The organism is Nocardioides sp. LS1, assembly GCF_003865225.1.
GTDB classification, from domain to species: domain Bacteria; phylum Actinomycetota; class Actinomycetes; order Propionibacteriales; family Nocardioidaceae; genus Nocardioides; species Nocardioides ginsengisegetis.
Genome location: NZ_BIFF01000005.1, coordinates 115,804 through 139,948, shown reverse-complemented (window position 1 = coordinate 139,948; position 24,145 = coordinate 115,804). Strand labels below are relative to the sequence as shown.

The window sequence follows — 24,145 nt, the reverse complement described above, 5'->3', positions numbered from 1 at the left end:
TTGCCGATGTTCGGGGGCACATGCCCTCTATGCTCCTCACCATGGCGCAGCGAGTTCTGGTGGTCGAGGACGAGGAGGACATCGCGTTCCCCCTTGTCCGCACGCTGGAGCGTGAGGGGTACGACGTGACCTGGGTCGACAACGGGCAGAAGGCCCTCGACTCGCTCACCTCCAATCCCGTCGAGGTCGTGATCCTCGACCTCGGACTCCCGGACTTCGACGGGCTCGAGGTCTGTCGGCGGGCCCGGGACGCCGGCTACGGCGGGGCGATCATGATCGTCACCGCTCGTGCCGGCGAGCTCGACCGCGTCGTCGGTCTCGACTACGGGGCCGACGACTACCTGGCCAAGCCGTTCGGGCTGGCCGAGCTGCAGGCGCGGGTGCGCGCCCTGCTGCGCCGCACCACCTCGGCCAACGGATCCGCCGCCGCGGACCCGGCGCACGGCGAGGGCCTGCGCATCGACGTGGCGGCCCGGCGCGTCTACGCCGGCGAGGACGAGGTCCCGTTGACGGGCAAGGAGTTCGAGGTCCTGAACATCCTGGCCGCCAACCGGGACAAGGTCGTGTCACGCGGTCGGCTGATGGCCGACGTGTGGGACGAGAACTGGTACGGCTCGACCAAGACGCTCGACGTCACCATCGGTCGGTTGCGCCAGAAGCTCGAGAGCGTCGGTGTGACGGAGCGCGTGGTGGCTGTTCGAGGCGTGGGGTTCCGCCTCGAAGGCGGCCCCTCCGATGCGTAACCGCCTCACCCTTGCCTTCATCGTCCTCTCCGTCTGCCTCCTGCTCGGTGCGGGCATCCTGCGCTCGTTCATCCTGCGCGACCTGATCCGGGAGCAGGAGAGCGCGCACGTGCACGAGGAGTCGGTGCTGATCGCCGACATCGTCGACCGCCGGCAGGCCGAGGGCGGGAAGGTCGACGAGACCTTCCTCCGCGGCCTGGTCGGCGCCGACGACCGCCTCGTCTACTCCCCGCACGGCGCGCCGGCCGTCGAGGTGCACGGCTCGACGTACGACGACACCAACGACCCGGCCAAGGACATCGCCTCGTCCTCCGAGGTCTCCGGCGGCGACGTCACGGTGAGCCAGTCGCCCGAGGTCATCAAGGACATCCTCTACCGCGACATCAGCTCGGTCCTGGCGCTGTTCCTGCTGATCGGTGGCGTCGCGGGGCTGTGCGGGTTCTTCTTCTCCCGCTGGCTGTCGGCGCCGTTCCGCCAGCTCGCGACCGCCGCGGCGGCGCTCGGCCGTGGCCGCTTCGACCTCGACCTGCCCGAGACGAAGATCCCCGAGGCGCGTGCGATCTCGCTCGCCCTCGGCACCAGCGCGACCCAGCTCGAGGACCGGCTCCGGCGCGAGCGCGACTTCGCCGAGCACACCTCCCACGTGCTGCGCACCCCGCTCACCGGCCTGCGGCTGGAGATGGAGGAGCTCGCCCTGCGCGAGGACGTCCCCGCGGACGTGCGGCAGACCGCCGTCCGCTCCATGAAGACCGTCGACGGCATGAACCAGGTGGCCGGTGACCTCGTCGAGCTGGCCCGGTCCGGCAGCCTCGTCGCCGGCGCGGAGCTGCCCCTCGTCGACCTCGCCACCCAGCTCGCCCAGCGCTGGGCCGACCGGCTCGCGGCGCGCGACCGTGCGCTGACCGCCTCGGCCGAGGGCGACCTCGAGCTCACCTACACGCCCGGCCCGGTCGAGCACGTCCTCGACCTCGTCCTCGCCGAGGTGGTCCGGCGCGGCACCGGCGGGGTCCGGATCATCTTCTCCGGCCAGGAGGGCGGTCACCTGCGGGTGCGCGTCGCCAGCGAGGGCGTCGTGCCCCGGCCGAGGAACGGTGAGTCCGAGCTGTCGAGCCGGCTCGACGAGGCTCGCACCGTCGTCGCGGCGCTCGGCGGCCGGATCTCCGGCGACGACCCCGCCCAGGGCCTCGAGGTCCTGCTGCCCCGCAGGTGAGCTCGTCCAGCATGATGGCCCCATGAACCCCTCGCGTTCCGTGGAGACCTGGCTGACCGACATGGACGGCGTGCTCGTGCACGAGGAGGTGCCGATCCCGGGCGCGCAGGAGTTCATCGAGCGGCTCAAGGAGTCGGGGCTCGGCTTCCTGGTCCTCACCAACAACTCGATCTTCACCCCGCGCGACCTCCGCGCCCGGCTGCTCGGCAGCGGCATCGACGTCCCCGAGTCGGCGATCTGGACCTCGGCGCTGGCCACCGCGCAGTTCCTCGCCGACCAGCGTCCGCACGGCACGGCGTACGTCGTGGGCGAGGCCGGGCTGACCACGGCCCTGCACGACATCGGCTACGTGATGACCGACCGGGACCCCGACTACGTCGTGCTGGGGGAGACCCGGACCTACTCCTTCGAGGCGATCACCCGCGCGATCCGCCTGATCGAGGCGGGCGCCCGCTTCATCGCGACCAACCCCGACGTCAGCGGGCCGAGCGTGCACGGCACCCTGCCCGCGACCGGCTCGGTGGCCGCGCTGATCAGCACCGCCACGGGCCGCAAGCCCTACTACATCGGCAAGCCCAACCCGCTGATGATGCGCAGCGCGCTCAACCGGCTCGACGCGCACTCCGAGACGACGGTGATGATCGGTGACCGGATGGACACCGACATCATCAGCGGCCTCGAGGCGGGGCTGCGCACCATCCTGGTCACGACCGGCTCCACCAAGGCCGAGCACGTCGAGCACTTCCCCTACCGCCCCACCCGTGTGGTCGAGTCGATCGCCGACGTCGTGGACTGGGTGGGTCAGCCCGTCACCCCCGTCGAGTCGGCGCAGCCGGGCTGAGAGGCGTCAGCCCACCAGGTCGCGGACCAGCCGGTCGAGGTGCTCGCCGCGCTGGTCGACCGGCACGCCCTGCACCATGCCGACGAACGCGCCGACGCAGACGTCGCGGACGGCGTCGCGTCCCAGCTCCGGCCGGTCGATCCACTCCTGGCCGATGCTGCGCAGCATCACCAGCCAGCTGCGCACGGCGACGCGGAGCAGCTCGGGGGAGGGTGCGTCGGGCGCGAGCACGTCGAGGATCCGTTGCTCGTGCAGGCGCATCGACTCCTCGATGATCGCGCGTACCTCCGGGTCCGCAGAGGCACCACCGTGGTGCGCGGCCCGCGAGCCGTGCCGGTGCCGGGCGACGTGGTCCAGGAACGCCTCGACGCCGTGCCCGAGCTGCTCGACCGGCGACAGGGTCAGGTCGGGCGCGGTCTCGCGGGCCATCACCTCGGCCTGCCGGCGTACGAGGGCCGCGAAGAACGCCCGCTTGCTCGGGAAGTAGTGGTAGAGCAGCCCGCGCGAGACCCCGGCGAGCTCGGCGACCCGCTCGATGTGCACGTCCTCGTACGGCGTCGCCGCGAACAGCTCGGCCCCCAGGTCGAGCAGCTGCTGGGAGCGCTCCTCGGGGGAGAGGCGGGTGCGGGTCACGCGGACAGACTACTTGACAGCGGTTCAGTAGGCGGAGAACTATTGAACCCACATCCAATTGCCTGCCCGCAGGAGCACCCATGCGCAACGACTGGTCCGGCCAGGTCCTCCCGCACCCGCCGGGGCGCCGCCGGATCGTCGGCGACGTCGGTGACCTGCGGCCCGACTCCGCGGTGCAGACGATCATGCAGCGGGCCGCTGCCTACCGGCCGCTGCTCGAGCAGCACGTGTTCCGCACCAAGTTCGTCTTCGTGACCGGGGCCGGGCTGTGCGCGGAGCTGTGCGAGGAGCAGCGCTTCGAGAAGGCGCTGCCGCCGGCGCTGGAGGCGCTGCGGGAGTTCGCGGGCGACGGGCTGTTCACCGCCTACAACGACGAGCCGACCTGGCAGCTCGCCCACGACCTGCTGATGCCCGCGTTCACGCGTCCGGCGATGCAGCGCTACCACGGCGTGATGCTCGAGGCCGTCCGCGAGCTGTTCGCCGTGCTGCCCGAAGACCGGCCGGTCGACGTGGCGACCTACATGACCAAGCTGACGATGGAGACGATCGCGCGGGCGGCCTTCAGCCACGACTTCGGGTCGTTCACCCAGGTCGAGCCGCACCCGTTCGTGCCCGCGATGGTGACCGCGCTGGAGACCGGCCGCCGGATGGGTGCGCTGTCCAGCCTGCCCGGCTCGGGGATCGTCCGGCGTCGGCTGCGGCGCCGCAACGCCGCGCAGCAGGCCTACATCGACGGCATGCTCGACGACCTGATCGCCGAGCGCCGTGCCGGGGCGCGTACGCCGGGAGCGCCCGACGACCTGCTCGGCATCATGCTCGAGCAGGCGCACCCCGAGACCGGCGAGCGGCTCTCGGACCGGGCGATCCGCTACCAGATCCTGACCTTCCTCGTCGCCGGACACGAGACGACGTCGGGTGCCCTGACCTTCGCGCTCCACTACCTCGCGAAGCACCCGGAGGTGCTGGCAGCGGCCCGTGCCGAGACCGACGCCATCCTCGGCAGCGACCCCGACGCCGAGCCCACCTTCGAGCAGGTCGCGAAGTTCCGCTACCTGCGCCGCGTGCTCGACGAGTCGCTGCGGCTGTGGCCGACCGCGCCCGGCTTCGCCCGCAGCCCGCGCGAGACGACGACCGTCGGCGGCTACCGGATGCGCCCGCAGGACTGGGCGATCGTGCTGCTGCCGATGGTGCACCGCGACCCCGCGGTGTGGGGCGAGGACGCCGAGGAGTTCGACCCCGACCGCTTCCTGCCCGAGCGGTCCAAGGGCCGGCTGCCGCACAGCTACAAGCCCTTCGGCACGGGGGAGCGGGCCTGCATCGGCCGGCAGTTCGCGCTGCACGAGGCGGTGCTGGTGCTCGCACGGCTGGTGCACCGCTACGACCTGGCCGGCGACCCGGCGTACGAGCTGAGGGTGACCGAGCGGCTCACGATGATGCCGTCCGGCCTCGAGCTGACGCTGCGCCCGCGCGTGGCGCAGCACGTCGGCGCCTGAGCGTCACCGGGGTCCGAGGTCGCCGTTGAGGCAGAGCTGGAAGGCGATGTCGATGATGCGCCACCCGTCGCAGTGCGCGGTCTCGTCGACCAGCGCCGCCGTCGCCGGGTGGGTCAGCTCGGGGTAGGTGATGAACTGCTCGGTCGTGCCGTCCGGGCCCTGGACGTCGACCGTCGCGGCGCCGTCGTCCACGAGGTGCCGGACCGCCTCCCGGCACTCGGCGTCGTCCATCCGGGGGCCGACGAGGCGGATCACCTCCTCGCTGGTGTCGCCCTTGGTCAGCGCGACCGACAGCGCCACCAGGCCGGCCCCGGTCAGGGCGCAGCCGGTGTCGGCGCCCTCGCTGTCCTGGCTGCGGACGCCGTACCAGATCGCGACGAAGGTCACCGCCAGGACGGCGAGGAACATCCGCACCTGGCTCCTTCCCGGTCGTTGCATCGTGTCCACCGTCGGACGGGCGGTGGGACGTGTCGTCCCCAAAGTCGGGGCATTGCCGGGCCCGCCCGTTCGGGTCATGCGCACCCGGGGGAGCCGGGACACGATGGAGGCCGGAATTCGAGTGGTGGGAGGACACCATGGACAGGCAGGAGATCGAGAGGCTGGACGACCTGGGGTTGAAGGCGTGGGACGAGCACGACCCCGACGCGCTCCTGGCGCTCTTCGCCGACAGCTTCGTGTGGGAGGACCTCACGTTGCCCCAGCCGATGACCACGGCCGACGAGGTCCGGCAGTACATGACCAGCTGGTTCACGGCGTTCCCGGACATGCGGGCGCGCGCCACCCACCGGGTCGTCGGCGAGGACGGCGCCGGGGTGGAGCTGGAGTTCACCGGCACCAACACCGGCCCGCTGGACATGGGTGGGGCGACGATCCCCCCGACCGGCAAGAGCGTCGTGGGGCGCGGGTCCTACTTCGTGCAGCTCGACAGTGACGGCAAGGTCAGCCGGTTCAGCTCCCACCCGGACGTGGCCGGGTTGATGGTGCAGCTCGGGCTCATGCCGATGGGGAGCGAGGCGCCGACGGCGTGATGTCGGGCAGCGAGGACAACGCGTCCTCGATGCCCATCGCCCGTCCGGACGCATAGCTGCGGTCCCAGGCGTCGGCCAGGGCCACCCGCGCGACGGCGTACGGCGCCTCGATCTGGGCCTGCTGGGGTGGCTCGCGCGGGGCGCCCTCGCGGGCGCGCGCCGTGTCGGCGGCGCCCAGCAGCAGCGCGGCCTCGTGGTGGTGGCCGACCTCGGCGAGTACAGCGCCGTAGTCCTCGGCCAGGACGAGCAGGGCGCCGGCGTCGCCGAGCCGCAACACGTCGGGGACCAGGTCCTGCATCCGGCGCTGGGCCTCGTCCGCGCGCCCGATCAGCCGGAGGTAGCACGCGTGGCTGTGCCGCAGCCGCATGGCGCCGTGCTCGTCGCCGAGGTCGTCGTAGAGCGTGATCGCGTCCTCGGCCAGCTCCACCGCGCGCTCGAGGTCCTGCTCCGAGGCCTCGACGAAGGCCAGCACCCGCAGCGCGTCCGCGACGGCGCCGCGGTCGCCGACGACAGCAGCCACGGAGACGGCCTCCTGCAGGGCCGTGCGCGCGGCGTCGGCATGGCCGAGGTTGAGCTCGCACGACCCCAGCGCACGCAGTGCCGAGGAGAGCCGCTCGTTGTCGCCCCGTCCGTCCTCGGCCAGCTGCCGCCAGACCGCGACGCTGCGCGTGGCGGTCCCGTGGGCGCGCGCGAAGTCGCACTGGATGCCGAACACCGTGGTCAGCGCGGTGAGGCACCCCGCCAGCTCCGGGCTCTCGTCGTGGCCGGCCAGCGCGATGGCGCGCTCGAGCCACCCGCGGGCCTCGGAGTAGCACCCGCAGTCCTGCCACCACCCGGATGCCCCGAGGCACAGGCGCATGGCCAGGTCTGCCCGCGTCGGGTCGGCTCCTGGAGCATCCAGTGCCCAGGCCAGGGCCTCCCGCACGTTGTCGTGCTCGGTCTCGAAGCGCTGTCGGCCCTCCAGCAACCGGTCCACGGCGCCGCGCTGCAGCGCCTCCAGCGCCTCCAGCACGGCCACGACGTACGCCGCGTGGCGGCGGCGTACGTCGTCGAGCTCGCCCGTCGCCCGCAGCTCGTCGAGGGCGTAGACCCGGACGGTCTCCAGCATCGAGACCCGTGGCTCCCCGCCGGGACCCTGGCCGACGCTCACGAGGCTGGCGTCGACAAGGTCGGCGACGACGTCGAGGGGGTCGGTGTCTCCGAGACGGTCGGCGCACACGGCCTCGACGCCCTCGAGGTCGGCACCGCCCGCGAACACCCCCAGCCGGCAGAAGACCGCCTGCTGCGTCGCGGGCAGGAGGTCGTGGGACCAGCCGATCGTCGCCCGCAGCGTCTGCTGCCGGGTCGGCCGGTCCACGCCCGGGTCGCGCAGCTCGAGGGCGGTGCCGAGCCGGGCCAGGAGGGCGGCGGGGGTGAGCAGCTTCGAGCGGGCCGCCGCCAGCTCGATCGCGAGCGGCAGCCCGTCGAGCCGCCGGCAGACCTCGACCACGTCGCCGACGTTGTCGTCGGAGAGCGCGAAGCTGGGGCGGACCATCGACGCCTGCTGGACGAACAGCTGCACGGCGCCGGACTGCGCGGCCTCCTCCAGGGACGGCCGGTCCGGCAGCTCGAGCGTGGGCACCGGGTGCTCGTGCTCGCCCGACACGTGCAGGGGCCGCCGGGACGTGGCGATCACGACCGTGCGGGGCGAGGAGCCCAGCAGCTGCGAGACCACCGCGTCGGCGCCGGGGAGCTGCTCGAGGTTGTCCAGCACGAGCAGGGCCGACAGGTGCGCGACGTGCTCGAGGAACGCCGGCGGGAGGCGGGTCTCCGCGGGTGCGCCGAGCACCTCGGCGATCGTCATCCACATCACCTCGGGCGTCGTCGCCGCGGCCAGCGGGACGAAGAAGACGCCGTCGGGGAAGGTCTCCATGAGCCTCGCGGCGGCCCCGATCGCCAGCCGGGTCTTGCCCGCGCCGCCCGGGCCGGTCAGGGTGACGAGCCGCAGCCCGGGTGAGCGCACGAGCGCGACGAGGTCGGCGAGCTCGGCGTCGCGACCCACCAGCGGGGTCGTCGGCGTCGGCAGGCTCGAGACGGCGCCCAGGGTCTTGAGCGGAGGGAAGTCCGCCTGCAGGCCGGCCACCGACACCTGGAAGAGGTGGGCCGCCCGGGGGATGTCCTTGAGCTGGTGCGACCCGAGGTCGCGCAGCACCACGTCCGCGGGGAGGCTGCCGGCCACGAGCGAGGCGGTCGACTCCGAGACGACCACCTGGCCGCCGTGCGCGGCCGCCGCGATCCGCGCCGCCCGGTGCACGTCCATGCCCACGTAGGCGCCCTCGTGCACCTCGGGCGACCCGGTGTGGATGCCGATCCGGACCCGGACCTGCTCCCCGCCCGGCCACGCGAAGGCGGCGAGATCGCGCTGCGCCCGCGTCGCGGCCGCGACGGCCGCGCCGGCCGTGGAGAAGACGACGTAGAAGCTGTCGCCCTCCGTGCCGAGCTCGGTGCCGTCGTACGCCGCCCACGCCGCGCGCAGGACCCGACGCTGACCCGTCAACGCGTCCGCGTAGCTCGCACCGAGCCGGGACAGCAGCGCCGTCGATCCCTCGATGTCGGAGAAGAGCAGCGACACCGTGCCCGAAGGCAAGACATCCACGCGTTCACTATGACCGAGATGGTCCCGGCTGACCACGGAGCTCGGGGACGACTCCACTACATGTGGGGGCTGGCCGAGTCGGTGGGGCTGGCCAGGTCCGTCGTCCCGCTGCTCTCGTCGCCCATGTGCATCTCGTCGGGGATCAGGTCGTGGTGGAAGGGCTTCCAGAAGTCGATGAAGAGCGCATGGGGCTTGCCGGTCACCACGCCGAGCAGCATCGCGGAGTTCTCGGTCCAGACGATGTGCATGACGGAGTGCCGGTCGACCATGCACCAGACGCGGCCGCCGGCCTGGGTGTCCGGGTTCAGCCGCCCCGACTCGTGGTCCTTGATCGAGAAGGTCTTCGGGTGCTCGAACTCGTGGTTCCAGCTGACCTCGCCGTTGGACTGGGTCCGCCGGCAGTCGCCGTCGGGGGTGTTCTCCATGAACATCCGCCCGGACTCGCGCTCGGCCTCCGCCTTGTAGGCGTTGTAGAGGGCCGGGAGGCTCTTGTAGGTCCGCAGCACGACGTCGTTGGCGCTGTCGCCGGGGACGGTGCAGTGCAGCTCGGTGGCGCTCATGGCCTCGCAGTCCGACGGCGGCAGGATCCCCTTGGCGAACGCACCGCTCGTGTAGGCCGCGGTCACCTCGTCGAGGATGTGGTTGTCGGGTGCCGCGCTCGTGGACGCCGCGCCCGCGGGGCCCGCGACCGGCGAACCGTCGTCGCGGAGCAGCGCCCAGGCCACGCCGAGGCCGACCACCAGGAGCACGGCGAGCGCCGAGCCCAGGACCGCCAGGACGGTACGCCGGCGGCCGCCCGCTGACTCGTCCGCATCGTCCGGCCCGCCCCGGCCGCCGGGACGACCCGAGCCGCCGGCCCCGGGAGGGAGTCCGCCCCCGCGGGGTCCGGCGGTCGGCTTGGGGCCGGAGCCTGAGCGAGCTCGCTGCCGGTGGTCACCCGGCACGACCCGTTGGTTCTCGCCGGGCGGCACCATGACGGTCCGCGGTGCTTGCCCCAGCTCGCCCAGGGCGCGTGCGGCGTCGTCGATGAGGGCGTGGCACGTGCTGTAGCGCTCGTCGGGGTTCTTCGACAGGCCGACCGCGAGGACGTCGTCGATGTCCGAGGGGAGGTCCGGGTTGAGGTCCGACGGCCGCGGGGGCGTCTCCTCGACGTGGGCGAAGATGACCGCGGCGTCGGCCTCCTTCTTGAAGGGGACCCGCCCGGTGAGCGTCTCGAACAGCACGCAGGCGAGGCCGTAGACGTCGGCACGGCCGTCGACGTCGTGGCCCTGCACCTGCTCGGGGGCGATGTAGTCGACGGTCCCGAGGAACTCCCCGGTCGCGGTGAGCCCGCTGTGCGACAGCGCATGCTTGCTGATGCCGAAGTCGACGAGGTAGACGTGGTCGGGGTCCTCGTCGGTGCCGCGCTGCACGAGGATGTTGGCGGGCTTGACGTCGCGGTGCACCAGGCCGTGCCGGTGCGCGTTGTCCAGCGCCCGGGCGACCTGCTGGAGCAGCATGATCGACTGCGCGGCGTCGAGCCGGTCGCGAGCCTTGAGGATCGCGCGGAGGTCGCTGCCCGCGACGTACCGCATGGCGATGTAGAGCAGGTCGTCCTCGGGCCCCATGTCATAGATCGGGATGACGTTGGGGTGGTTCAGCGACGCGGCGATGCGCGACTCTTGGAGGAAGCGGGCGCGGAAGTCGTCGTTGGTCGCGAGCTCGGGCGCGAGGATCTTCAGCGCGACCAGGCTGCCGATCCGGGGGTTCTCCGCCTGGTAGACCACGCTCATGCCGCCCCGGCCGATCACGGCACGGAGACGGAACCCGGCAAACTCCTGACCCACCAGCGGCATCGTCGGCACAGCGAACCCCACCCCTTGCAACGCACATGCGCCCAATCCGTCGAGTCGCCTCGACGGACCCCCTGCCCCAGAGACAGTGTGCGCCCGTGCGGGGGCGTTGCGCGAGTCGAATCCGGGGGAGATCGGGAGGCCCGCCGGTCTGGTCCGGCGACCCCTTTTTGCCCTCTCCACAGATTGCTCCGGCCCCCTCGTGGGTAGGACGCCGAGCACCTAGGTTCGTCAATGACGCCTCACTCGGGGGAGGTTCCATGGTCGTCAAGCACGCCGACGGGCACGCCGAGGCGCACGCCCGGCTGGTCGAGCAGCTCGACCAGCACGTGCGCGAGCTGGTGCGTCGCGAGGGCGTCGACCCCCAGCGCGACGCCGGGCTCGTACGCCGGCTCGCGGAGGGCGTCGTGCGAGCCCACGACGAGCGGAGCCTCACCGGCGCCGTCGCTCCGGTCGCCGACATCGACGCGGTGGTCGGCGAGCTGGTCGCGCGGGTGTCGGGCTTCGGGGCGTTGCAGCCGTTCCTCGACGACCCGTCGGTGGAGGAGATCTGGATCAACGACCCGAGCCGCGTCTTCATCGCCCGCAACGGCCGCCACGAGCTGACCAACCTGATGCTCAGCACCGCGCAGGTCCAGGAGCTGGTCGAGCGGATGCTCAAGTCCAGCGGCCGGCGTATCGACATCAGCCAGCCGTTCGTCGACGCGATGCTGCCCGAGGGGCACCGGCTGCACGTCGTGCTCGAGGGGATCAGCAGGGGCTTCAGTGCGGTCAACATCCGCAAGTTCGTGCTGCGCGCGGCCCGGCTCCACGACCTGGTCGAGCTGGGCAGCCTGTCGCCGCGGGCAGCGGCGTTCCTGGAGGCCAGCGTGCGGGCCGGCCTCAACATCCTGGTCGCGGGCGGCACCCAGGCTGGCAAGACCACGATGCTCAACTGCCTCGCGGCAGCGATCCCCGGCGGCGAGCGGGTGATCTCCGCGGAGGAGGTCTTCGAATTGCGCTTCCCGCACCCCGACTGGGTGCCGCTCCAGACCCGGCAGTCCGGGCTCGAGGGCACCGGCGAGATCCGGCTGCGCGACCTCGTCAAGGAGAGCCTGCGAATGCGGCCCAGCCGGATCATCGTGGGGGAGGTCCGCTCCGAGGAGGCGCCGGACCTGCTGCTCGCCCTGAACGCCGGGTTGCCCGGCATGTGCACCATCCACGCCAACAGCGCGCGCGAGGCACTGGTCAAGGTCTGCACGCTGCCGCTCCTGGCCGGCGAGAACATCAGCGCCCGCTTCGTCGTGCCCACCGTCGCGGCCAGCGTCGACCTGGTCGTCCACCTCGGGCTCGACCCCCACGGCGTGCGCCGCGTCAACGAGATCGTGGGCGTCCCCGGCCGGGTCGAGAACGACATCATCGAGACCGAGCCGATCTTCACCCGCCGCGGCGGCGAGCTCGCTCGCACCGGCGGCACGGCCCCGCGGCCCGAGCTGTTCGAGCGCGCGGGGATCGACCTACACCGTCTGCTGAGCGAGGCCCGCTGATGGGCGCGCTGGTCGGGCTGGGCGTCGGGACCGGGCTGCTGCTCGTCTGGTCGGCGTTCTTCCTGCCCCGGCAGCCATCCCGGCCGCGGCGCACCGACGGCCGCGCCACCCAGCTGCTCGCCCGCGCCGGCCTGGGGTCGGTCTCGCCCACGGGCTTCGCGATCGTCTGCGCCGTCACGGGTGTGGTGGCCACGCTCGTGGTCGAGGTGGTGTCGGGGACGCCGCCGGTCGCGGTCGCCTTCGGGGTGATGGGTGCCTGGCTCCCCGTCGCGATCGTGTCGGGGCGCGCGCGTCGCCGGCAGCGGGAGTTCGCCGAGGTCTGGCCCGAGGCCGTCGACAACCTCGCCAGCGCGGTGCGCGCCGGCCTCTCGCTCCCGGACGCGCTGGCGGCCCTCGGCACGCGCGGGCCCGAGCCGCTGCGCGAGGCGTTCGACGAGTTCGCGCTGGACTACCAGGTGACCGGACGGTTCGGAGAGTGCCTCGACCGGCTCAAGGTCCGGCTCGCCGACCCGGTCGGCGACCGGGTCGTGGAGGGGCTGCGCATCGCCCGGGAGGTCGGTGGTGGCGAGCTCGGGCGGCTGCTGCGCAACCTGTCCGGCTACCTCCGCGACGAGGCCCGCACCCGCTCGGAGATGGAGTCGCGCCAGGCCTGGACCATCAACGGCGCCCGGCTCGCGGTGGCCGCGCCGTGGATCGTGCTGCTCTTCATGTCCTTCCAGTCCGAGGTGATCCACCGCTACGCGTCGGCCGGCGGCGTGATCGTGCTGGCCATCGGTGCGGCCGCCTGCGTGGTGGCCTACCGGCTGATGATGCGGATCGGCCGGCTCCCCGTCGAGCGACGGATCCTGTCGTGACCCCGGCCTGGTGGGGTGCCCTCCTGGGCGCGGTGTGCGCGGGCGGCCTGCTCGTCGCCGCGTCCCGCGTCCGGGTGATCCGGCGGACCCAGATCGCCGTGCGCGTCCTTCCCTACGTACGAGACCTCCCGCACGTCGGCCGCACCCCCGCCCTCCGGGTGGCGTCGTCCTCCCCGACCTCGGCCGGGGCCGGGATCTTCGGGCCGGTGCTGCGCTCGGCCGCCGACACGGTCGAGCGGGTGCTCGGCGGCGCCGCGTCGGTGCGCCGTCGGCTCGAGCGCGCCGACATCGACAAGACCGTCCACGAGTTCCGGGTCGAGCAGGTGATGTGGGGGCTGGGCGCGTTCGCCATCGCCGCGGCGTACGCCGTCCTCCGCACCCTCGCCGATCCCGGCGCGGGGCTGTCCAGCCTGCTGCTGTGCCTCGTCGCCTTCGTGGGCGGCGTGCTGGCCCGCGACAACCACCTGTCGGGGCAGGTGAAGACGCGAGAGCGCCGGATCCTCGCCGAGTTCCCGACCGTCGCCGAGCTCCTCGCGCTGGCCGTGGCCGCGGGGGAGAGCCCGGTCGGTGCGCTCGACCGGGTCGTGAAGCGCAGTGGCGGGGAGCTCTCCTCCGACCTCGGCCGGGTGCTCGCCGCCGTCCGCACGGGCGAGCCTGTGGGCGCGGCGTTCGACCGGATGGCCGCCACGACCGGCCTGCCGCTGGTCGCGCGGTTCGCCCAGGGGATCGCCGTCGCCGTCGAGCGCGGCACCCCGCTCGCCGAGGTGCTGCACGCCCAGGCCGCCGACGTCCGCGAGGCCGGACGTCGCGAGCTGATCGAGGTCGCGGCCCGCAAGGAGGTCTTCATGATGGTGCCGGTCGTCTTCCTCGTCCTCCCGATCACCATCCTCTTCGCCTTCTGGCCCGGCGTCGTCGGGCTCCACCTGACCGCGCCCTGAGTCACTCGAGAGAACGGAACGACCATGCATCAGCTGCCCCTCACACTCCTGCGGCTCCACGCCGCCCTCGTGCAGCCCCGTCATCGCGCCGGCCGCGACGACCGCGGCGACGTACCCGGCTGGGTCCTGATCACGGTCATGACCGCAGGCCTGGTCATGGTCATCTGGGGGGTCGCCCGCGACCAGCTGTCCCAGATGCTCCGCGACGCCCTGAACTCCGTGCACAACTAGGCCCCAATCGTGCGCCGTCGAGCATCACAGCGCGGGTCCGCGGTCGTGGACTTCGTGTTGGTGCTCGCCGTCTTCGTGCCGCTCTTCCTCGGCATCCTGCAGGTGGGGCTGGTGCTGCTCGTGCGCAACACCCTCGCGGCCGCGGCCTCCGAGGGGGCGCGGTACGCCGCGGTGCAGGGGCGCGGCCCGGCCGACGGCGTCGCGCGGACCCGGTCGCAGATCGCCGGTGCGATCGCGGGTCGCTTCGCCCAGGACGTCGACGTACGCCGCGTGATGGTCGACGGCGCGCCCGGCATCGAGATCGTGGTGCATGCGCGGGTGCCCGCGCTCGGCATCGGCGGCCCGGCCGTCTCGCTCGACGTGGCCGGCCACGCCGTCTCGGAGGAGGCGCCGTGAGGTCCGAGAGGGGGAGCGCCCTCGTCGAGATGAGCTGGCTCGGCATCCTGCTGCTGGTGCCGATGCTCTGGATCCTGATGAGCGCCTTCGAGGTGCAGCGGGGCGCGTTCGCGGTCAGCGCCGCCGCCAGGGCCGCGGGCCGCGCCTACGCCCTGGCCCCGTCGGACGGCATCGGCCGCGCGCGGGCGGAAGCGGCGGCCCGCCAGGCGCTCGACGACCAGGGCCTGCACGCGGGGCCGTTGTCGATCGCGGTCAGCTGCACGCCCTACCCCCACGACTGCCACGCCGGCACCTCGGTGATCACGGTAGTGGTCAGCTCGCGCGTGGACCTGCCGCTGCTGCCCAGCGCGCTCGGCGGGAGCGCCCCCGGCTTCGCGCTGGACGCGAGCCACACCGTCCCGATCGGCCAGTTCCAGGAGGTCCCGTGAGCCGCCGCGACGAGCGCGGGACGGTGACGCTGATGATCATCGGCTTCGCCTTCGTGCTGGCGATGGCGGTGGTCCTGGTCGTCGACGCCTCGGCCGCCTACCTCCAGCGGCAGGGGCTCGACACGATCGCCGACGGGGCCGCCTTGCAGGGCGCCGACCTCGGCGCGACCGGCCGGGAGACCTACATCCACGGCGTTCCCGACGACCGGCTCGCGCTCGCCGAGGCGCGCGTGCGAGCGTCGGTCCACGACTACCTGCTGGCGATCGGCGCCTACCGCACCTACCCCGGACTGACGTACGACGTCGGCGTCGACGCGACCACCCAGTCCGTCACCGTCGCCGTGCACGCGCCGCTCGACCTGCCGCTGACCGTGCCCGGCTCGCCGGCTCACCCCGTCGTCGGCTCCGAGGCGTCCGCGATCGTCTCGACCCGTTGACGGCCAGTTGGGACGGCAAGGGAGTTCGACCAGCACGTGCGCGAGCTGGTGCGTCGCAAGGGTGTCGACCCCCAGCGCGACGCGGGGCTCGTACGCTGGCTGGGGAGGCCGCTTCCGTACGTCTGGGTGCCGGTGTTGCGCGCGGACGGCGAATGGTTACCCGTTCACTTCGCCGTCGCCGGGTCTGTCACCCGTTCGTGCAGCAGACCCGAGAAGCTTGGCGATGAGTGTGCGCCTTCAGCGATGATCGACTCATGTCAGCTTTCAACCACACGTCTTGCCCCTCGATTGTTCGGATCCCCGGGTTGGTCGACCCAGTGGGCTGTAGCCACGAGGCTGGGCATGGCGGAGGCATGCTTCCGGCGGGGATGCACTCCGCGAGCGTCGGAGCGACCCTCCAGGACGGTCGAGCCATCGAGTGCTCGCTGCTCTGGGAAGACGAGTCGGTGGTCCCGGACGAGATTCTCCGCGCCGCCGAGGAGCGCCGACAGAAGTTCATGAATAAGGGATCCGCGTACGACTACGGATTCGAGTGCGAGGAGTGCGGCAAGCGAGTTGACGGCAAGGATCGCCAGACGCTTGCGAGAAAGAAGGCTGCGCGCACGCTGTGTGCTGAACACATCGCGGAGGCACTGGAGGCTCGGAAGGACCCGATTGACTGGTAGAAAATCGGCACCAGGAACCAATATGTTGCAGGACTTCCGTGACACGCTACTGCTATGTTACGGTTCTCTCAGGTCGCAAGCCCGCGATCAGGCGGTTAGCCCACAGGGCCCACCGCGACAGACGGCCTTAGGCCATCGGAATCAGGAGAATCGAAATGACTGAAATCGTGAGCGCCTTCGGGCCCTCCGCCACCAATGGGACCTCCCTCGCCGGTCGCGAGCTCGCCCTGTTGGGCGTCCTCGAGGCGAACCTCGAGGCGTCGGCCGCCATGACGCCGTCCGCGATGTCGGAGCTGCTCTTCATCAGCAACTTCGAGAAGACGGACCCGGAGTCGCCAGCCCCCGACCAGCACGGCTACCAGCGGGAGCCGATGAAGGACCGGATCCCCAAGATCGCGCGGTTCTACCTGTCGCGCACCCGCACCTCCCGGACCACGCCGATCATCATCTCGGTGCGCCTCAAGGACCCGGAGGACATCGAGCGGTTCCTGGAGCTGTTCGCCGCCGGTGACATCGAGGGTCTCAAGAGGGAGTTCGGCGACGCGGTGATGTCCGTCGTGGACGGTCAGCACCGGTACCTCGGTCTCGTCGAGGCCTGGACCACGGACCCGTCGTTCTGCCCCCTGGTCCCCGTCAGCCTCTACTTCGGGCTGGACTTCGTGGACGAGGCCGAGTTCTTCGACATCATCAACACCGAGCAGCGGAAGCTGCCCAAGGCGCTGATCGAGATCACGAAGGCCGACGTCCGCGAGGTCGGCTCGATGAGCCACTCCCAGAGGGTCCGGCTGATCGCCACGGGGCTGGCGCGCCACCAGGACTCGGTCTGGCACGGCCAGGTCAACCTCACCGGTGCTCGCGACCCGAACAAGCCGGTGACGTTCGAAGGCCTCCGGCGCTCGTCCGCCTCGATGTTCCCGAGCGAGCTGCTCGGGCGGCTCGAGGCGGCGGGAAAGGACGAGAACGAAGTCGCCCGCATGTACTGGCGGCTCGTGTCCGAGGCGTGCTCGGACGCCTGGAACGGGGAGACCCGGACCCGCATCGACGAGGACGGCGACGAGGTCGAGTACTCGCCGAAGTACCGGATCAAGGAGCTCGTCGGCGTAGCCTCCCTCGCCAAGCTCGGGAAGGACATCATCACCAGCGCGCTCGAGCACCCGAACTTCGAGGAGCGGATGAAGGCCCTGGTCAGCGCGCTCACGGCGGTCGACTGGGAGAAGGTCAACCTCGACAACGACGAGCGGAACCCGTGGATGGCCTCACAGGCGGGCTTCGCTGGCCAGTCCGACCTCTACAAGACGCTCTACGCGTGGGTCTACTACGGCAAGACGCCGAGCAACTGACTGCAGGCTGAACCTAATCTGGGGCCAGGAGCGATTCGCTCCCGGCCCCAGTGCCATTCCGGAGGACGCGCTAGGTGGCTGCTAGTCCCGCCGTGCACGCCCCGCTCGACCTGCCGCTGACCGTGCCCCGCTCGCCGGCTCACCCCGTCGTCGGCTCCGAGGCGTCCGCGATCGTCTCGACCGGCTGACCCACCACGGCCGAGACGGCCCGGGTCAGCGCCGACGCCAGCTCGTCGGGGGACACCCGCCCCGGCGAGACGTCCTCGTCGGCGAAGAGCGCCTGGGCCGCCCCGATCGCGAAGAGGACCCGCCAGGCGGCCTCGGCGTCGGCGGGCGACGTGCCGAGCCGGCGCTGGAGCCAGCCGGTGACGGTGGTGGCGAGCAGGTGGGAGGCGGCGCGGGTGCGCGGCTCGAACTCCGGCTGGCCCTGCGCCTCGACCAGGAAGGCCCGCATCGCGCCGTGGTGCCGCTCGAAGATCTCCAGGGCCGCCCGGCACAGCAGCGCCAGCGCCTCGCTTTCAGACGGCTCGGCGTCGGCGCGCGCGAACGCCGCGGCCGTCGCCGCCTCGATCGCCCCGAGCGCCCGGTCCTGGGCGGCGAGGAGCAGCCCGGTCCGGTCGCGGAAGCGGTGGTAGAGCGACCCGTTGGACGTCCCCGCCTCCGCCGCCACCGCCGCGACGGTCACCGCCGACAGCCCGCCGGAGGCGAGCAGCCCAAGCGTGGCGTCGAGCATCCTGTCGGCGGAGGTCGAGCTGCGGGACTGCAGGGGCGTGCGCACACCGACACCCTAGCCAGATTGGAGCGCTCGCTCTACTATCGGTGGGCATGAGGCGCGACCACTGGAAGCTCGTCAACGACTCCCTGGATCCCGAGACGCAGTTCACCGAGATCTACCGCAACGTCGTGATGTACGAGTTCCCCTGGGACATGAACCAGGCGCTCAGCTTCGCGCTCTTCCGCACCTACGCCGTGCCCGGCATCGGCCGCCTCCTCGACCAGACCGGCGAGTTCACCGGCGCCGTCCAGAAGCGGTACGACGACACCGCGATCCTGCTCGAGCAGCCCTTCCGGCTCGGGTTCGACCACCCGCAGGGCCGGGCCGCGGTCCGCCGGATCAACCAGATGCACCGGGCCTACGACATCCCCGACCACGAGTTCCGCTACGTGCTGTCGACGTTCGTGGTGGTGCCCAAGAGGTGGCTCGACGACTACGGCAAGCGCCCGCTGACGCCGACGGAGCTGCGGGCATCGGTGAACTACTACCGGACCCTCGGCAGGCACATGAACATCCCCGACATCCCGGAGACCTACGACGACTTCGCGCGGCTGATGGACGACTACGAGGCCGAGCACTTCGCCTTCGACGAGGGCGCGCGCCGGGTCGCCGACGCCACGCTCCAGCTGATGCTCACCTTCCACCCGCGCCCGGCCGCTCGGGGCGTGGAGGTCTTCTCCCGCGCGCTCATGGACCCGCCGCTGCGCGCCGCGTTCCGGTACGCCGCCCCGCACCCCCTCGTCGAGCGGGCCTCGCGCGGCGCGCTGAAGGTCCGCGGCCTGGCCCTGCGCGCCTTCCCCGCCCGCACCCGCGCCCAGACCGTGCAGGACCTCAAGTGGATCCGCAGCTACCCCGACGGCTACGACGTCGAGCGGATGGGCACGTTCCCGGCCGGTTGCCCCGTGCCCCACCCGGTGGACGCTCGGGCCGACGTGGGGGAGAGCGGTTCGTCCATTCCCCCCGCGGCCACGTAACCTTGGCTCTTGTGGCAGGCATCGACTTCGACGTAGAGATCAAGACCCTTCTGGCGACGATGCGCACCATCGAGCAGGTGCTCGACGTCGACGAGATGCGCCGGGAGATCGCCGACCTCGGCGAGCAGGTCGCCGCCCCCGACCTCTGGGACGACCAGGACAACGCCACACGCGTGACCGGCCGCCTCTCCGCGCTCCAGGGCGAGGTCGACCGCTTCGACTCCCTCATCTCGCGCATCGAGGACCTCGAGATCATGGTCGAGCTCGGCCAGGAGGAGGGTGACGCCGACGCGATGGCCGACGCCGACCGTGAGCTCACCCGGATCAAGAAGTCCGTCGAGACCCTCGAGATCCGCACCCTCCTCAACGGCGAGTACGACGCCCGCGAGGCCCTCGTCTCGATCCGCGCCGGCGCCGGTGGCGTCGACGCCGCGGACTTCGCCGAGACCCTGATGCGGATGTACGTCCGCTGGGCCGAGCAGCACAAGTACCCCGTCGAGGTCTTCGAGACCTCCTACGCCGAGGAGGCCGGGCTCAAGTCCGCCACCTTCGCGATCCACGCGCCCTACGCCTACGGCACGCTCAGCGTCGAGGCCGGCACCCACCGCCTCGTGCGGATCAGCCCCTTCGACAACCAGGGCCGCCGCCAGACGAGCTTCGCCGCCGTCGAGGTCGTCCCGGTGCTGGAGCAGACCGACGAGATCGACGTGCCCGACGAGGAGATCCGCGTCGACGTCTACCGCTCCGGCGGCCCCGGCGGCCAGTCGGTCAACACCACCGACTCCGCGGTCCGCCTCACGCACATCCCCACCGGCACGGTCGTCTCCTGCCAGAACGAGAAGTCCCAGCTCCAGAACAAGGCCAGCGCGATGGTCGTGCTCAAGGCCAAGCTGCTCGCGCTGAAGAAGGCCGAGGAGAAGGCCCACCTCGACGGCCTCCGCGGCGACGTCCAGGCCAGCTGGGGCGACCAGATGCGCAACTACGTCCTCAACCCCTACCAGGTGGTCAAGGACCTGCGCACCGGCTACGAGGTCGGCAACCCCTCGGCGGTCTTCGACGGCGACCTCGACGGCTTCCTCGAGGCCGGCATCCGCTGGCGCCGGGGCGCCGACAAGGCCGAGGCCAACTAAGCAGCCGGCTCAGCGGCGCAGCGACGCAGCGCAGCCGGACGCCCGCACGGTGTAGGCGCCGACACTGCCGTAGCCGTCGTACGCGTGCAGCGCGCCGCCGTGGCCGACCCCCTCGACGGACACGGCGTACCTCCCCGGCGGCAGCCGCAGCGTGAGCCACGCTCCCATGCCGGTCGCCCGGTCGCGGGTGACCTCGCGTGACGGCGGGTTGGCCGACGCGACGACCGTCCCGTCCGGCTCGAGGAGCCGGAGCAGGATGTCGAGGTTCGGCGACCGCGGCGCCGGTCGGGCCGCGACGTGCACCCAGCCGCTGCAGGCGCCGAGCGACCACACATCCGTGTCGGCATCGCTCGTGATGTACGCCGGGCCTGACGGCAACGGTCCCGCTCCGTCCGGGGTGTCCCCGGCCTCGTCGGCGCGCAGCGGCGCCCCGTTGGCGGCGATGAGCGCCAGGTCGTCCTGCGGGTTGTTGGCGCCGGCGTAGGCGCCGCGGCTCCACTGCACGATCGGTCGCGAGAAGCCGCCGCCCATGATCGGCGCCCAGCTGCCCTGCCCGAAGGAGTACTCCTGCGTCGTGGTGCCGTCGTGCAGCAGCCCGAAGTTGTGGCCCACCTCGTGGCTGACCACCTCGGCGATGTCCTTGAGGTCGTTGCCGACCATGTCGGAGAAGACCCAGCTCGGCTGGTAGGCCGCGTGGTCCACGGCGGTGTCCATCACGTCGAAGAACGCCATGCCCGAGCAGCCGTCCGGGCAGATCGCCCGCGCCGCCACCTGGCTCGACGTGATCACCGCCCGGGTGCCGTAGGTCGGGTCGTCCGGGCTGCTGCGGTCCAGCGCGTCCGGGCCGGGGTCCTGGGTCGTGACGTCGACGTCGAACGGCGCGAAGTCCTCGGCGACCCGCTGCCAGATGTCCTGCACGGCGGCGCGCTCGACGTCGCTGAAGGCGGGGTCGCCGTCCAGGCTCCAGCCGCGGTAGCGCCCGTCCGGCAGGCCGAGGTCGGGAGCGTTCCAGGCCGTCCCGGAGACGTCGTCGCCGTTGAAGTCGAGCAGGATCGTGTGCGCCGAGCCGGGCAGGCTGTGCAGCGCGAACGTGTCCGCCAACGGGTACGGCGCCCGCCGCACCAGCGCCCGGTCCGCGGCGGCCGTCCGCGTGTGGACGTCGACTCGCGGGACGGGGTCGCGCACGAGCTGGTGCCCCAGCTGGGCAGGGGACGGAGCAGGGGCCGGTCCCGCCGCGGTGGCGGGGCCGGCCCCGAGGGATGCGAGCAGGGTCGCGCCGGTGAACGCCGCCCCGACGAGTGCACTGGCACCCGTCCGCAGCCGTCGATCAGAGGCTCCTGCTCCCATCGTGTTCCCCCCTAGAACCCGACTCCAGCGTCGAGGTGGGGGGAAGGGCGCGGTGCGGGGTTCAGGGACCCCTCACCACTTCTGGGGAGCGCCTGACTAGTCAGCCGGCGGTCTGGCCGGACGCGGCCAGCGCCACCGCGGCGCACCAGTCGCTGGCCCGCTCGGTGAGGTCGGCCGGCTCCTGCTTGCCGGGGACCGCCAGCGTGCAGCTCAGCCACGCGTCGCCGAAGAGCCCGTAGTAGCCCTGGAAGTGCCCGCGGGGCGTGCCGCAGCGGGTCGCGACCGAGGGCTTGCCGAATCCGGCGTCCTTCGTGCCCTGGCAGCCCCGGCCCACGGCCGCGTCGCGGAGCTGGCTCGCGCGGTCGACGGTGACGGGCGGTGCGAAGACCCAGGCCCGGGCGACGGAGCCGTCCTGGGCGCGCCACGTGCAGTCGTACTCGTGGGCGACGTCGCGCACGCCCCTGACCAGCCGGGCGTGCTCGCCGTTGTTGTAGGCCAGGCCGTCGTAGTGCGTGGTGCCGAGCGCGGACTGCAGCGTGTCGGGGCCGATGCCCGAGCAGAACGCGTCGCGCGCCACCACCATCGCGGTGGTGTCGAGGTCGGACAGCTTCGTCACGGACGCGCTCGGCGCGGCGTCGGGGGACGAGGAGCCGCCGTCGCACGAGCTGATGCCCACCAGGGCGAGCACGGCCACGACGGCGGCAGGCGCGAGGAGCCGCAGGTCGGACATGGGCCTCAACATATCGGCGTCCGGTGCGCTTGAATGCATCCGATGGGTACTCCCGACGACGTCCACGCCGCCGCCGCTGCCGAGCTGGCCGGCCTCTCCGAGGAGCGCCGCGAGGCGTTCGCGCTGCGGCTCGACCGGTGGTGGGACGACCTGCTCGCCGGCCTCGCCGCGGTCTACCCGCACCCCGAGGCCGTCGCCGGCCGGCTTGTCCAGATCGCCGCCCGCGCGTACGCCGCTCGCCCCGGCGACCTGCACCGCCTCGACCAGCGCCGGCTGCTCCAGCCCGACTGGCTCCAGCAGCCCCGGATGTTCGGCTACGCCTGCTACACCGAGCGCTTCGCCGACGACCTCGCCGGGCTCGCCGGGCGCCTCGACCACCTCGAGGACCTCGGCGTCACCTACCTGCACCTGATGCCGCTGCTGATGCCGCGCGAGGGCGACAACGACGGCGGCTACGCCGTCCAGGACTACCGCGCCGTCCGCCCCGACCTCGGCACCATGGACGACCTCCGCGACCTGGCCACCACGCTGCGCGGCCGCGGGATCAGCCTGGTGATGGACCTCGTGCTCAACCACGTCGCGCGCGAGCACGCCTGGGCCGAGAAGGCCCGCGCCGGGGACGCGACCTACCGCGACTACTTCCACGTGCACGCCGACCGGACCCTGCCGGACGCCTTCGAGGAGACCCTGCCGGAGGTCTTCCCCGACTTCGCGCCCGGCAACTTCACGTGGGACGAGCAGCTCCAGGGCTGGGTCTGGACGACCTTCAACGAGTGGCAGTGGGACCTCAACTGGGGCAACCCGGCGGTGCTGCTGGAGTTCGCCGACATCATCCTGGCGCTGGCCAACACCGGCGTGGAGGTGCTGCGCCTCGACGCCATCGCGTTCCTGTGGAAGCGGCTCGGCACCGCCTGCCAGAACCAGCCCGAGGTGCACGCGATCACCCAGGTGCTGCGCACCGTCGCGCGGCTGGGCGCGCCGGCGCTGGTCTTCAAGGCCGAGGCGATCGTCGGGCCGCGCGACCTGGTGCAGTACCTCGGCCTGGGCTCCCACGCCGGCCGGGTCAGCGACCTCGCCTACCACAACAGCCTGATGGTGCAGGTCTGGTCGATGCTCGCCACTGGCGACACCGTGCTGGCCCGCCACGCCCTCGCCGCGCTGCCGCCGGCGCCCACCACCGGCACCTGGATCGCCTACATCCGCTGCCACGACGACATCGGCTGGGCCATCGACGACGGCGACGCCGCGGCGGTCGGGCTCAACGGCCACGACCACCGGCGCTTCCTGGCCGATTGGTACGCCGGCGACTTCCCCGGCTCGTGGTCCGAGGGGCTGGTCTTCCAGCACAACCCCGAGACCGGCGACAAGCGGATCAGCGGCACGTCCGCCGCGCTCGCAGGGCTGGCCCGCGACCCCGAGGGCGGGCTGTCGCGGATCTTCCTCGCCCACGCGATCGTCGCCGGCTGGGGCGGCATCCCGGTCGTGTGGAGCGGCGACGAGCTCGGCCAGCCCAACGACCCGCACTGGGCCGAGGAGCCCGGGCACGCCGACGACAACCGCTGGGCGCACCGGCCGCGGCTCGACGCCGATCGCGCCGCGCAGCGCCACGACCTGCGCACCGAGCCCGGCAAGATCTTCGGCGGCCTCGCCCACCTCGCGCGGGTCCGGGCCTCGCTGCCGCAGCTGCACGCCTCCGCCGAGAGCCGGGTCGTCGTCGACACCGACCCCGGCGTGCTCGCCACCGTGCGCACCCATGCCAGCGGTCCGATGGTCGGGCTCTACAACGTCACCCGCGAGTCCCGCCCGTTCCCGATCGGCTGGCTGCACGACGCCGGCCTCGGCTCGCCGTACGACGCGCTGGGTGGGCACCCCGTGACCGCCGGCGCCGACGGCCTCGTCTGGCTCCCGCCGTACGCCGCATGGTGGGTCGTCGAGGCGCCTGCCTGACCCCGACGTGAG

The 24,145-nt window shown here is 72.3% G+C and carries 24 protein-coding genes; 17 read left to right on the top strand and 7 right to left on the bottom strand.

All coding sequences use genetic code 11. The annotated features are described in order from the left end of the window. Positions 1-41 precede the first annotated feature (41 nt). From EJF31_RS14875 to EJF31_RS14865, 3 genes are read left to right on the top strand one after another with little or no spacing between them, the layout of a single operon-like run. The gene (locus EJF31_RS14875; RefSeq protein WP_260430884.1) at positions 42-743 is read left to right on the top strand and encodes a response regulator transcription factor; all 702 of its coding nucleotides are present in this window, start codon (positions 42-44) and stop codon (positions 741-743) included. Beyond that, entirely contained in the window at positions 736-1,953 is a 1,218-nt protein-coding gene (locus EJF31_RS14870) for a histidine kinase dimerization/phospho-acceptor domain-containing protein (RefSeq protein ID WP_125037938.1), read from the top strand. The genes EJF31_RS14875 and EJF31_RS14870 overlap by 8 nt, the downstream gene beginning before the upstream one ends. A 22-nt stretch (positions 1,954-1,975) precedes the next feature. Further along, positions 1,976-2,794, top strand: coding sequence for an HAD-IIA family hydrolase (locus tag EJF31_RS14865; protein ID WP_125037937.1), 819 nt, complete (start codon positions 1,976-1,978; stop codon positions 2,792-2,794). A gap of 6 nt (positions 2,795-2,800) precedes the next feature. On the opposite strand, the gene EJF31_RS14860 is transcribed toward EJF31_RS14865, so the two are convergent. Next, positions 2,801-3,427: a TetR/AcrR family transcriptional regulator gene (locus tag EJF31_RS14860; RefSeq protein WP_185736292.1), complete on the bottom strand. Its 627-nt coding sequence runs from the start codon at positions 3,425-3,427 to the stop codon at positions 2,801-2,803. Between the two features lie 80 nt (positions 3,428-3,507). Between EJF31_RS14860 and EJF31_RS14855 the strand changes: the two genes are divergently transcribed. Further along, entirely contained in the window at positions 3,508-4,920 is a 1,413-nt protein-coding gene (locus EJF31_RS14855; protein WP_125037936.1) for a cytochrome P450, read from the top strand. A 3-nt stretch (positions 4,921-4,923) separates the two neighbouring features. Here the strand turns inward: EJF31_RS14855 and EJF31_RS14850 are convergent, their stop codons facing one another. After that, complete coding sequence (locus EJF31_RS14850) at positions 4,924-5,358, bottom strand: hypothetical protein (RefSeq protein ID WP_125037935.1); 435 nt, start codon at positions 5,356-5,358, stop codon at positions 4,924-4,926. A 137-nt stretch (positions 5,359-5,495) separates the two neighbouring features. Here EJF31_RS14850 and EJF31_RS14845 point away from each other — a divergent pair, with 137 nt between their 5' ends. Continuing rightward, on the top strand, positions 5,496-5,948 hold the full coding sequence (locus EJF31_RS14845) for an ester cyclase (protein ID WP_125037934.1): 453 nt from the start codon (positions 5,496-5,498) through the stop codon (positions 5,946-5,948). On the opposite strand, the gene EJF31_RS14840 is transcribed toward EJF31_RS14845, so the two are convergent. Both EJF31_RS14840 and EJF31_RS14835 read right to left on the bottom strand, forming a co-directional pair. Continuing rightward, positions 5,914-8,583, bottom strand: coding sequence for an adenylate/guanylate cyclase domain-containing protein (locus EJF31_RS14840; RefSeq protein ID WP_125037933.1), 2,670 nt, complete (start codon positions 8,581-8,583; stop codon positions 5,914-5,916). The two genes, EJF31_RS14845 and EJF31_RS14840, sit on opposite strands and share 35 nt — an antisense overlap. Positions 8,584-8,639: 56 nt before the next feature. Further along, positions 8,640-10,409, bottom strand: a complete 1,770-nt coding sequence (locus tag EJF31_RS14835; RefSeq protein WP_185736291.1) for a protein kinase — start codon at positions 10,407-10,409, stop codon at positions 8,640-8,642. 266 nt (positions 10,410-10,675) lie between these two features. Between EJF31_RS14835 and EJF31_RS14830 the strand changes: the two genes are divergently transcribed. From EJF31_RS14830 to EJF31_RS14790, 9 genes are all read left to right on the top strand, one after another. Further along, complete coding sequence (locus tag EJF31_RS14830; protein ID WP_125037931.1) at positions 10,676-11,941, top strand: CpaF family protein; 1,266 nt, start codon at positions 10,676-10,678, stop codon at positions 11,939-11,941. After that, positions 11,941-12,795: a type II secretion system F family protein gene (locus EJF31_RS14825; RefSeq protein ID WP_125037930.1), complete on the top strand. Its 855-nt coding sequence runs from the start codon at positions 11,941-11,943 to the stop codon at positions 12,793-12,795. Before EJF31_RS14830 ends, EJF31_RS14825 begins: the two co-directional genes overlap by 1 nt. Further along, positions 12,792-13,733 carry a type II secretion system F family protein gene (locus tag EJF31_RS14820; RefSeq protein ID WP_125037929.1) on the top strand — a complete coding sequence of 314 codons (942 nt, stop codon included), beginning with the start codon at positions 12,792-12,794 and terminating at the stop codon, positions 13,731-13,733. The genes EJF31_RS14825 and EJF31_RS14820 overlap by 4 nt, the downstream gene beginning before the upstream one ends. A 24-nt stretch (positions 13,734-13,757) precedes the next feature. Further along, complete coding sequence (locus tag EJF31_RS14815) at positions 13,758-13,964, top strand: hypothetical protein (protein WP_125037928.1); 207 nt, start codon at positions 13,758-13,760, stop codon at positions 13,962-13,964. A 45-nt stretch (positions 13,965-14,009) separates the two neighbouring features. After that, a complete protein-coding gene (locus EJF31_RS14810) occupies positions 14,010-14,360 on the top strand; it encodes a TadE family protein (protein ID WP_260430883.1) in 351 nt (116 codons plus the stop codon). Then, positions 14,357-14,788, top strand: a complete 432-nt coding sequence (locus EJF31_RS14805; RefSeq protein ID WP_260430882.1) for a hypothetical protein — start codon at positions 14,357-14,359, stop codon at positions 14,786-14,788. The genes EJF31_RS14810 and EJF31_RS14805 overlap by 4 nt, the downstream gene beginning before the upstream one ends. After that, positions 14,785-15,225 carry a pilus assembly protein TadG-related protein gene (locus EJF31_RS14800; protein ID WP_125037926.1) on the top strand — a complete coding sequence of 147 codons (441 nt, stop codon included), beginning with the start codon at positions 14,785-14,787 and terminating at the stop codon, positions 15,223-15,225. The genes EJF31_RS14805 and EJF31_RS14800 overlap by 4 nt, the downstream gene beginning before the upstream one ends. 368 nt (positions 15,226-15,593) lie before the next feature. Beyond that, positions 15,594-15,890 carry a hypothetical protein gene (locus EJF31_RS14795; protein WP_148099313.1) on the top strand — a complete coding sequence of 99 codons (297 nt, stop codon included), beginning with the start codon at positions 15,594-15,596 and terminating at the stop codon, positions 15,888-15,890. A gap of 155 nt (positions 15,891-16,045) precedes the next feature. Continuing rightward, positions 16,046-17,230: a DGQHR domain-containing protein gene (locus tag EJF31_RS14790; RefSeq protein WP_125037924.1), complete on the top strand. Its 1,185-nt coding sequence runs from the start codon at positions 16,046-16,048 to the stop codon at positions 17,228-17,230. Between the two features lie 139 nt (positions 17,231-17,369). Here the strand turns inward: EJF31_RS14790 and EJF31_RS14785 are convergent, their stop codons facing one another. After that, entirely contained in the window at positions 17,370-18,008 is a 639-nt protein-coding gene (locus EJF31_RS14785; RefSeq protein ID WP_125037923.1) for a TetR/AcrR family transcriptional regulator, read from the bottom strand. Positions 18,009-18,055: 47 nt separating this feature from the next. Here EJF31_RS14785 and EJF31_RS14780 point away from each other — a divergent pair, with 47 nt between their 5' ends. Beyond that, on the top strand, positions 18,056-18,979 hold the full coding sequence (locus EJF31_RS14780) for an oxygenase MpaB family protein (RefSeq protein ID WP_125037922.1): 924 nt from the start codon (positions 18,056-18,058) through the stop codon (positions 18,977-18,979). An 11-nt stretch (positions 18,980-18,990) separates the two neighbouring features. After that, positions 18,991-20,109, top strand: a complete 1,119-nt coding sequence (gene prfB / locus EJF31_RS14775; protein ID WP_125037921.1) for a peptide chain release factor 2 — start codon at positions 18,991-18,993, stop codon at positions 20,107-20,109. A 9-nt stretch (positions 20,110-20,118) separates the two neighbouring features. On the opposite strand, the gene EJF31_RS14770 is transcribed toward prfB, so the two are convergent. Together EJF31_RS14770 and EJF31_RS14765 are read right to left on the bottom strand one after the other, a co-directional pair. Further along, complete coding sequence (locus tag EJF31_RS14770; protein ID WP_125037920.1) at positions 20,119-21,456, bottom strand: zinc-dependent metalloprotease family protein; 1,338 nt, start codon at positions 21,454-21,456, stop codon at positions 20,119-20,121. 100 nt (positions 21,457-21,556) lie between these two features. Next, complete coding sequence (locus EJF31_RS14765; protein WP_125037919.1) at positions 21,557-22,186, bottom strand: hypothetical protein; 630 nt, start codon at positions 22,184-22,186, stop codon at positions 21,557-21,559. A gap of 42 nt (positions 22,187-22,228) precedes the next feature. On the opposite strand from EJF31_RS14765, the gene EJF31_RS14760 reads away from it, so the two are divergent. Beyond that, the gene (locus EJF31_RS14760; protein ID WP_260430881.1) at positions 22,229-24,133 is read left to right on the top strand and encodes an alpha-amylase family protein; all 1,905 of its coding nucleotides are present in this window, start codon (positions 22,229-22,231) and stop codon (positions 24,131-24,133) included. Positions 24,134-24,145 lie beyond the last annotated feature (12 nt).